Annotated in this window: 14 protein-coding genes and 1 pseudogene; 10 read left to right on the forward strand and 5 right to left on the reverse strand. The window is 56.8% G+C overall.

From position 1 onward, the window contains the following. Positions 1 to 766 precede the first annotated feature (766 nt). From N554_RS0129450 to N554_RS39070, 5 genes are all read left to right on the forward strand, one after another. Positions 767 to 1,645, forward strand: a complete 879-nt coding sequence (locus N554_RS0129450) for an oxidoreductase (protein ID WP_029586743.1) — start codon at positions 767 to 769, stop codon at positions 1,643 to 1,645. A 636-nt stretch (positions 1,646 to 2,281) separates the two neighbouring features. Then, positions 2,282 to 2,440, forward strand: a complete 159-nt coding sequence (locus N554_RS41285; protein ID WP_197033795.1) for a hypothetical protein — start codon at positions 2,282 to 2,284, stop codon at positions 2,438 to 2,440. Between the two features lie 11 nt (positions 2,441 to 2,451). Further along, complete coding sequence (locus tag N554_RS0129460; protein ID WP_029586744.1) at positions 2,452 to 2,649, forward strand: hypothetical protein; 198 nt, start codon at positions 2,452 to 2,454, stop codon at positions 2,647 to 2,649. Between the two features lie 5 nt (positions 2,650 to 2,654). Beyond that, a complete protein-coding gene (locus N554_RS41290; RefSeq protein WP_197033796.1) occupies positions 2,655 to 2,825 on the forward strand; it encodes a hypothetical protein in 171 nt (56 codons plus the stop codon). A gap of 86 nt (positions 2,826 to 2,911) precedes the next feature. Next, the gene (locus N554_RS39070) at positions 2,912 to 3,196 is read left to right on the forward strand and encodes a DUF2790 domain-containing protein (protein ID WP_081851476.1); all 285 of its coding nucleotides are present in this window, start codon (positions 2,912 to 2,914) and stop codon (positions 3,194 to 3,196) included. 127 nt (positions 3,197 to 3,323) lie between these two features. Here N554_RS39070 and N554_RS0129470 read toward each other — a convergent pair whose 3' ends face one another. The 3 genes and pseudogenes from N554_RS0129470 to N554_RS39075 form a co-directional block, all read right to left on the reverse strand. Further along, a complete protein-coding gene (locus N554_RS0129470; RefSeq protein ID WP_081851477.1) occupies positions 3,324 to 3,812 on the reverse strand; it encodes a DUF4142 domain-containing protein in 489 nt (162 codons plus the stop codon). A gap of 537 nt (positions 3,813 to 4,349) precedes the next feature. Continuing rightward, positions 4,350 to 4,437: pseudogene (locus tag N554_RS43220) on the reverse strand (SOS response-associated peptidase); the annotation flags it as partial. A 1,013-nt stretch (positions 4,438 to 5,450) separates the two neighbouring features. Then, the gene (locus N554_RS39075) at positions 5,451 to 5,606 is read right to left on the reverse strand and encodes a DUF2934 domain-containing protein (protein ID WP_081851478.1); all 156 of its coding nucleotides are present in this window, start codon (positions 5,604 to 5,606) and stop codon (positions 5,451 to 5,453) included. A gap of 247 nt (positions 5,607 to 5,853) precedes the next feature. On the opposite strand from N554_RS39075, the gene N554_RS42460 reads away from it, so the two are divergent. Beyond that, a complete protein-coding gene (locus N554_RS42460; RefSeq protein ID WP_245283753.1) occupies positions 5,854 to 6,048 on the forward strand; it encodes a hypothetical protein in 195 nt (64 codons plus the stop codon). 136 nt (positions 6,049 to 6,184) lie between these two features. Here N554_RS42460 and N554_RS39085 read toward each other — a convergent pair whose 3' ends face one another. Next, a complete protein-coding gene (locus N554_RS39085) occupies positions 6,185 to 6,334 on the reverse strand; it encodes an RlpA-like double-psi beta-barrel domain-containing protein (RefSeq protein WP_081851479.1) in 150 nt (49 codons plus the stop codon). 160 nt (positions 6,335 to 6,494) lie between these two features. Here N554_RS39085 and N554_RS43225 point away from each other — a divergent pair, with 160 nt between their 5' ends. The 4 genes from N554_RS43225 (at position 6,495) to N554_RS0129510 (ending at position 7,775) form a co-directional block, all read left to right on the forward strand. After that, positions 6,495 to 6,578, forward strand: a complete 84-nt coding sequence (locus tag N554_RS43225; RefSeq protein ID WP_371259533.1) for a DUF3072 domain-containing protein — start codon at positions 6,495 to 6,497, stop codon at positions 6,576 to 6,578. Beyond that, a complete protein-coding gene (locus N554_RS0129495; protein ID WP_029586748.1) occupies positions 6,542 to 6,742 on the forward strand; it encodes a DUF3072 domain-containing protein in 201 nt (66 codons plus the stop codon). Before N554_RS43225 ends, N554_RS0129495 begins: the two co-directional genes overlap by 37 nt. A gap of 102 nt (positions 6,743 to 6,844) precedes the next feature. Continuing rightward, positions 6,845 to 7,165 carry a hypothetical protein gene (locus N554_RS0129500; RefSeq protein WP_245283754.1) on the forward strand — a complete coding sequence of 107 codons (321 nt, stop codon included), beginning with the start codon at positions 6,845 to 6,847 and terminating at the stop codon, positions 7,163 to 7,165. Between the two features lie 397 nt (positions 7,166 to 7,562). Then, entirely contained in the window at positions 7,563 to 7,775 is a 213-nt protein-coding gene (locus tag N554_RS0129510; RefSeq protein WP_029586750.1) for a hypothetical protein, read from the forward strand. A gap of 855 nt (positions 7,776 to 8,630) precedes the next feature. On the opposite strand, the gene N554_RS0129515 is transcribed toward N554_RS0129510, so the two are convergent. Then, positions 8,631 to 8,904 (reverse strand): IS30 family transposase (locus tag N554_RS0129515; protein ID WP_036054530.1); only part of this gene is annotated, 274 nt, incomplete at its 5' end.

An 8,904-nucleotide genomic window follows, 5' to 3' on the forward strand; every position in this document is an offset into this window, starting at 1 on the left:
TTTTTCCGGCGTCAAACACACGTCCCCAGTCCTCTTAGCTTTGGCACGTCATCCTTGAGGTCGCGCGCTCCCCGCCTAACGCTTAAGAAGCAGCCATCAGCGGGTCCCGGTGCGGAGCCTGGCACCAAACCGACGTGCCAGTTGTCCTAGTGAATGTTTTCTCGTTGGGCAGAAGCAGACATGTCGCGCAAATGCCGACTCTTCCGAGTTTGACCCAGGTTGTGTGAAAACTCGGTCGTTCAATTTGTGTGTAGAACATCTGTCTCAATTTCGTCGATGCGGAAACCAATTGCACTAGCAACTTCTGTCGGGAGACGACAGTCCAACCGGTGAGTGGAAAGACACCGATTAAGACCGGGTGAGCGATGGCGTGCCGGTCGGCCGGATATCGGCTATGTCGGGAGCGAATTAGTTTAAATTGATGATGGTGGGTGCGATTTTCGACAGCCTGGACCCAACTCGGACATCAATTGCCGATTGGGCGAACTCAATCAAGCTTCCTATGATCTATGCGACCACGCCGTTTGGGTTGCCTGCGAATGAACGCGAGGTTATTCGGCGTCCATCATCTGGAATTTCCGCCGCAGGCAAAAAGCAGATCACCTTGACCGATCCTCAGGTCGGGCGTGGAACCTGCACGGACGCAGATTTCGCGAGTTTTCTCTGAAGAAAGACTCCACAACCTCAGTAATCAATGTTGTTGCTCGGAACACTTTCGCGCGGCACCACGTTTATGAGTGTACTCCAACTGACAAGGAACCGCACGATGGCCGAACGAGAACCGCATATTAAGGAGCGTGTCTGGCTTGTAACTGGGGCCTCCAGTGGATTCGGGCGGGCAGTCTGCGAGGCCGTGCTTGAGCATGGAGATCGGCTCGTCGCAACCGCACGTGACGTGGACGCAATTCGCTCCCTGGTCGTTCAAGGCGGCCAGCGTGCGCTGGCGCTGCCGTTGGACGTCACCAATGCCGCGGCGGCGAAAAAAGCGATGGATAAAGCGGTCGCCCATTTTGGCCAGATCGACGTGGTTTTCAATAATGCCGGATACGGACACGTGGGCGCTATTGAGGAACTTACCGACAAAGAACTGCGGCAGCAGGTTGACGTGGACTTTTTCGGGGTGGTTAACGTAACGCGCGCCGCCCTGCCGCATATGCGCAGGCAGCGCTCGGGTCATCTGGTGCAGATGTCATCACTCAACGGCGTCGAAGGCCTTCCTGGTGGTGGATTTTATGCGGCCAGCAAGTTCGCTGTCGAAGGCCTCTCGGAGTCGCTTGCGAGCGAGGTTGCCCATCTCGGCATCCGGGTGACGATCGTCGAGCCGGCTCCATTCCGAACGCGCTTCCTCAGTGACCGATCAGCAAAATGGTCGCGTCCGATGGAAGACTATGCCGAGAGCGTCGGCAAAGTTCGCCAGATGCTGAAAGAAATGGATGGCAACCAACCTGGCGATCCTGCACGTGCGGCACGAGCGATCATTCAAGCGATCGAGGCCCAACATCCGCCGTTGCGGTTGCCCTTGGGGCAGATGGCAATCGATCACATTCGGGCCGCACTCGATGCGGAAGCTCGGGAGCTCACCGCCTGGGCCCAGCTAAGTGCGACGGCGGACTTCCCACAGCTCGGTTCGAGACCGCCTAGTTAAGTGGCGATCTATCACTGTCTATGTGTGCCTCCGCGACTACGTTGTTTCGTCTCGGCCGTCGCCTACCCTCGGAGACGAGCCGGGCGTCAAAGCGCCGGACCTCCACGCCGATTAACAGTCTCAAGGTTGCGCTCAGGATTGAGAAGCGTGCCCGTTCCGCGACGGATGCTACCAAGCAGCAATCTTGAAAACATCACGGGTTCTGAGTGTCTGGAAGTGAGCGGCCAAACAGCGCGTTTGACCCGTCTCGGATATATACGCGGTCCCGCATCTAGGCGGCCGCGGGCGGATTTAACAGCCCCACGAGGCCACGCCGCTAAATGAAAGAGGCCGCCAACTGAGGAGTTGAATGCGCGGTTACACCACGGAAAGAGAAAGCTAGAATAAATGCCGGGGCAGTGGCTGCGCTGGTCATTACGGGGTGGCTCGTCGTGTTGGCCCTTGCATTTCTCTCAATATAGTAGACGCGCCAAAGGCTCAAAAGTGCCGAAAATTGAATCATCTACACTCGGGGCAGGTGTCTCCGATCGATGCCATGACATCCTCGATCGCGCGCCACCACCGGATTTGGGCCGCGTCGATGCGTTCCTGCGGAACTGACAGCCCATTTGCGCTTTAGGGGTACGGAGGTGCCCGATGAGCAAAGAAACGCCCGCCGACGATCCCCGTCAGAAAACGGATGGTGGCTCGCTCAAGCAAACCGACAAGCCTTGGAAGGGGCCGCCGGAGAAGGAACAGAAGCCGAGCGATCACACGCCGGATCTAGAAAAGTGGCAGGAAACCCACACACATTAACGGAGGCGATGATGGCGGTGAACAAGCCCATCGGCGACAACGTGCGCAAGGGCGCGGTCAAGAAGCGCACGCAACTGAAGACGAGGCTCGGCGGGGTGACGGCCTGGACCAAGCGCAGCAAGACATCGGGCGAGTTCATGGCGGTTAAAAAGTCCGCCGCGAAGAAAAAGGCCGCCAAGAAATTCAAGGGCGTGCGGCGGGAGATGTGACCACCATGGAAAAAGAGCGGCAGGTCAACGGGGTCGAACCCGAAAAATCAGAAGACGACATTCAGCGCGAACAGCTTGGCCCGCGGGGTGTTCCTGGCGCTCCCGATCCGGCGAAGATGACGCCGCAGCGCGCCAAGAAAACACCCAAGCATGTCGATCCCGGCCACACGGCATAAGCCCTATTTTTGCCGGCACCGTCGTGGGCCGGTGGAACACGTAGCCAAACCATCAACGTAATATTGGATAAGCGAAAGGACCGTCCATGAAGATTTCAACTGTTGTATTGGCAGCAGGCCTCGTCGCCGTGAGTTCGCTTGCCATTGCGGAAAGCGGCGCTCCGAGCGGGCAGGGCTCCACGACAGGCGACCCGGCCGCCAGTTCTCAAAATGCCAATCCAAGCACTACTGGCATGAGCCCGAGCAAGAGCGGCAGCGGCACTTCGACTTCCGGCGGGTCTGACGCTAATGCCGACCAAGGCCGAGATAGGATGCCGGACAGCAGCGTGGGTGTCCGTCCCTACGACAAGCAGAACAAGCCACCGAAGTAAGGAAAAAGGCACGCGGAATCGGTCCTGATTTTAGGAGAGCGAGGCGAAAAGAAAGGCCCGGAACGCTCCGAGGCCGGGTACTCCGCCTTTCCCTTGGAGGTTCGACGTTCGGGCGGCGCCTGGCAAGCTATTTAGGCTTGGCGAGATCTTCAGCCATCTCCAGATGATGCTTCAGCGCAGGCAGGGTCTTGCCGGCCCAATCCTTGAGGTCCGCGTTGTCACCACCTTTGGCATAGCGCTCAAACAGCGACACGGCGTCTTTGTGCGCGCTGACCTGCATCGAGTCGAAACCGGAACTGAAGTCCTTGCCGCTCTCGGCCTTGAGCTTGTCAAGCTTGCTCTGGTGCGAACTGTCCAGGGCGGTCAGCAGTTGGGCCTGCACCTTGCCGCTTGAAACCAGGCCTTTGAGTTCGGTCGAGGTCTTGGTGTGGTCGGCGACCATTTGCGAGGCGAAGGTCTTCTCGGCGGCGTTGCCCTTTTCCTGGCCAAGCTTGTTTGTTTCGATTTCAAACATGTCGGAGACGTTGCTGGTTGAAGAAAAAGGCTCTCTGGGGCTCGCCGAATTAATGTTTCTTAGGTCGACTCCCGGACGGATGGGGAATCTACTGATCGCCATCACCGCACCTCGCAACCAAATAGGTTTGCGAAGGTTCGTGATTTGGGAGTGACGGTTTATAGGAGGTCCATTCAATGTGCGATTACAGCTTACATGCGGTCGCCACGCGCCCCGCTGAGGTCGCGGAGACGTTAGTTTCGACCAGATTCCAGACGGCAGGGACTGGGGGCTTTGCGAGCCCGAACAATCCGAAAGTCGCGGTCTGCCTTCGTCCCGGGACCGAGCTTGCATTCGAACATGACGTTCAAACTGGCGGCATGATGTTTCGCAAGAGCATCGGCGCGCGACTAGCGCGGTTTCGCCAAATTGACACCGACAAATCTCACCAGCATCACGACGCGCTGGAATTCTCGAACGGTGCAATCGTTCTTGTCACTAACCTCACTACCGGGCAACGGGCTACGGTACTTCAATTGCCTGCAAACCCAATCGAGCAAAAGCCTCAGGCGTCCCGACCTGCATATCGGTCTGAGACCCCCAACGTCTAGATGGATAAAAGGGCCCCTAAAGGGCCGCAAGCAGCCGGGCTGTGTGGGGCTGCCCAGGGCCGGGGATCGGTTTGGACTTGGTGCCGCGGTCGCCCTTAAACTCGGTCCATACCGGCGAAAGAGAAGAGCGGCCGGTTAGGTCTTGATCACGGTAAAGTTTGGGTACGGGAGCCGGAACTCTGTTCTGTGGCAAAGGTTTTGATTCCCGCATCATTTAGACGGAGAATCAACATGCGATCAAAACTCGCCATATCGACACTCGTCGCTGCATCGCTCGTCGGGTCCACACTTATCGCATCTGCTCAGATGCAGCCCGCCCCCGGAGCATCAAGCGAGGGCAATGTCGGACCCGGCGCGACATCGGCTACGAAGTCGAAAAAGCACAGCGGTTCGTCGACTATGACCACGGGTTCAAGCATGTCTAAGTCCAAGAAGGGCAGCGCTGCAAATCCTTCCAGCCAGGGCAACGTCGGCCCCGGCACGAACAACAACGCCGGTCCGGCGCCGGGCGGGAGGTAAAGTCAGGCAGACGATAATTTACAATTAGATGGGGCCTCGGAGTAATCCGGGGCCTTTCGTATGCGTTCCTTCTCGGCCAGTAGCGTCGATCATTGCCCGGGTTAGTTTGATCATCGTGATCGGCGGCAAGCGCAGGCAGTGACGCGAATTTCTGTATCTGAACGGTTTATTTTCAGTTGCGTTCCTATCCGATGAAATATTGGATGTGCCATGTATCCTTGACCCTTGGACGACCCGCTTAACATTGCGGTGGACTATTTCATTCGCACCGGTCTAGGCCGTTAATTTCCCGGAAGCGCAGGAGACTGCCGCACAAGCGATAGCAGTCGCGTGGTGATCGAGGTCAGGAACCGGTCGCGGCTTTCCAACCTTGGCAATTCGGGCCGTGGAACAAAAAGAAGGTTTCTGAAGAGCGGTTAGCCTCGCTTCGATGAGGATGGACTGGCAAAGGCCGCTCGATCGTTTCGTGTACGTTGAAGTCATGCTCCGGCAGGCATCCGTGAGGGCAGCGCCAATGTTTGCGACGGTGCGGGACTTTGACTCTGTTTCTCTTGCTGCAAGGTCGGATTTTCTCTGGAACGGCGCAGTTTCCTCGAAGGAACCAACAACGACGAACTGCGTTTAGGCCCAGTTACAGATTGTCCGGTGTGCGAACGGGAGATGACTTGTCCTCGTTTCGCAGCTCCTGCTCGGCCAACTGCCAAAATTCATCCTCTTTGCCTTCAGGCCTGCCGTTGCAGATCTCATAGGCGCGGTTCATGATCTCTCTTTCTGTCGGCTGGGTCATTACGTCCCTCCCTCACCTCTACTCAATGGCCGTCGCCCGGTCGTTCGAACCGCGGGCCACGTTAGCTGGTGGCGAAGGCGGCCTGGCGTACCCTGCGCATTAGGCGCTCCCGCTTCCTGCCTCCTTCTAGATGCGCTTTCGCTAAAGCCCTGACCTCCAGCGGCCCGCTTGGCAATGTGCTCTTCTAAGGAGGTCGTATGTTTTACTCGACGACGTTGCATGACCGTCTCCATTGTCGGGATTAAACTTGGAAAACGCCTGGGTTCCGTCATTGAAACCCAGCACAATCGGTGGCACCATCGGGTTCCTTTGTTGGAACCGGGTGCGCCTGAAGATGGCTATCTATCGGCTTTTGCAAAATTCTCCCTTGGGTCCGGAAGAAATTACAGTATTAACCGACGCTTACGAACGCACCCTGAAGAAGCTCAGCCTGGTCGACTGAAACGATCCCCTAACCGAACTCATCGCTAAGAAGGTTATAGAACTAGGTCAACGTGGCGTGCGCGATGCTGGACAGCTCTCCGGGCTGGCCATCAAAGAGCTTGGGTTAGATTAGGATGTAAACTCATAGCCGGGCGTCACTGTACAGACACTCTCGCCGTTCCGCCCATTCCAATTGCGCGCGACGCTCCGTAACTGAGATCAATGATCTTGCCGGTTCGGCGCGAAGGACCGCGATCATTGATGCGGACTTGGACGGCCGTTTGCAAGATTATCCGACTGCTCATAGCAGGAGAACTCCATCAGTCTGGAATTACCGGCAAAATATGAGGGCAGTTACTCCAGCCGCCAGACCGATCTCCCAAAATATCATTTCGCCGTTCCACCATCAAATCTCGCACCGGAACAATCGGTGAACTCTGCCGTTCTCAACGCTAGGAGACAGCCATGAGCACCAAAGAAAACGCTACCAACATTCGGAAGTCCCCTGACGATTGGGTGTCAGGAGACGAGCCGATGACCGACGCTTAGGCGTCTTATCTGCAACCCAGTCCGAACAAGCACAACAGCCTCTTACGATCAGAAAGGACCTCACCAAGGCGGAGGCTTCCAAGCTCATTGACGAGATGCGCAAAAAGGCTGGGGTCGAACAGGAGTTGCAGGAGGAAATCAATATTTGCCAAAGGAGGTCGTGATACGACCGACGGCGATAGTGAAACAAAGGCAGTGGCAAGAAGAACGGATCCGGCAGGTGCATAGAGGAAGTTCATTCACCTGCCGCAAAGTCGGCAGTACTGGTGGAAAAGATCGGCCAGCCTCCGACTTCAGCTCGACCAAGAACGCTGCTTAAACTCGCAAACGAAGTGCGGCGTGAAGGAGGAAAAATGGCGACATGCGAAACCTGCGGGAATGACTATGATAAGGCTTTTCAGGTTGTGATGAACGGCCAAGCGCACACGTTCGATAGTTTCGAGTGCGCAATTCATGCTTTGGCACCGATGTGCGAGCATTGCGGAACCCGCATTGTCGGCCACGGCCTTGAAAAGGACGGCACATATTACTGCTGCGACCACTGCGCTCAAAAAGAAGGTGTGACCGATCTGCGGGATCGTCTGTGAAGCGAACCCTTCACGGCGCAGGTATTAAGCCGCCAACTGAGTCGGCGTTACCGGATGCTTAGTTCTCTGTTCGCCAGAGCCGAAAGTTGCGCCGAGTCATGGACACCAGTTTGTCCTGAACGCTAGGTGCCCGTGCACATGATCAAGCTGACCGAGAGGCAGGAGATCTCGCCTTCCAAGTGGGTAGTCCGGAGGACCGGGACTTCTATCTTCAGGCTGAGCGCGAGTTGCAGGAAAAGGCCTCGAAAGATGCGGAAGAAAAGAAGCTCTAATGCAGGCCGCAGCTGACCGAGCGCGCGAGATCACGTCTTACAAGTGCATGCATCCTGATGGGGACGATAGAGGTTCGGAACCGGACCGTACAGCGGGGCGTTCTTTCGCTAGGGAGGAGAGCGTCATGGGATTAGCCGAGTATATGATTGTCGCGCAGGGTGACGAATGGGGTGTCCTGCACGACGGCAGCATCAAGAATCGATACGCAACTAAAGAAGCCGCGTTTGAGGCAGCCGTGGCAGCCGCTTCCTTGGCCATCCGGGAAGGACATGCAGTCCGCCTCAGCGTGCCCAATCGAGCTGCCGGAAACCAAACCGCGCTCGGCGCAAAGGAATAGTCCTGAACATGCCGTAGTGTAGTGCCGCGAAATGCCGTCTGGTTAGTCCGTCTACGTCCTGCGTCAAGATAAGCGGAAGCAACGATCGGAGCGCGTGTGACGTGGCACATCGGGGAGCCCGAATCCGATGTCGCCATCTAATAGAGCCACGCATTTTGACGGGCGCTCCCATTCTCTGTGGATGGACGTCGACGTAGCCCCGGAAGCGGAGCCGCTCGGGGGCGACATCTCTTGCGATACCGTCGTCGTGGGGGCCGGCATGGCGGCAACAGCGCTGGAGGTACCAGCATCGGGCGTATTGACGGAACGGTCCTGGCGCTGCCCTTCAAAGCCAGGTGACCCCGAGATCCGAGCCGAAAAATTCGATTGTCGATCAAAAAGATCAAAGCCGTTTGCAAGGGTTGTTGAGTAGGCGACCGCGGCGACGTCGGCACTCGGTACGCAGAGGTACGCTCCACCGCTGTGGAGTACGCAGAGAAGGTTAGATCCCAGTTCCTCTCCCTCCGCCAACCATCCTCACCAAATGGTTCTCCACGTCGGCTTTCGGGGCTATTTAGCCCAGTATTGGCGGACGTTTTTAACAGCTACACCGTACCTATTGGGGAGCTTCTCGCATTTTCCGTTCTCCGAATGGCCGTTGTTCTCCGAAGCTCTGTACTTTGCTGACTCAGTACGGAATCCATTTCATCTTATGTTACAAGCACTTTTGGCCATCCGGTTCGGTGGGTAGTTCGAGTTTCTCTCGGGGCAGCAAATAGGCTTCAAATCCAATAGGACAGCCTGCCAACACCGGAGCAGCAAACGAGCCCCCACCTTGGCGCTTGTGTCTGTGAACGACCTTGTTTGAGGGCGAGTTCAACCGATCGCTGCAACACATTCTGCGAACTTCTCAGCCGGCGTCTGATAGAGCAAGGTCTTTCTCGGCCTTTCATTGAGCTGCCTTGCGATGGCACTGAGCTTGGCCTGGCTGTGCAAGGACAGATCGGTGCCGCGCGGAAGATACTGGCGCAGCAATCTGTTGGTGTTTTCGTTTGAGCCGCGCTGCCAGGGAGACCGAGGGTCACAAAAATAGACATCAACCTCGGTGGCCAATGTCAGGCGCTGATGGTCGGCAAGCTCTTTGCCTCTG

Source organism: Bradyrhizobium sp. URHD0069 (assembly GCF_000701345.1).
GTDB lineage: Bacteria > Pseudomonadota > Alphaproteobacteria > Rhizobiales > Xanthobacteraceae > Bradyrhizobium.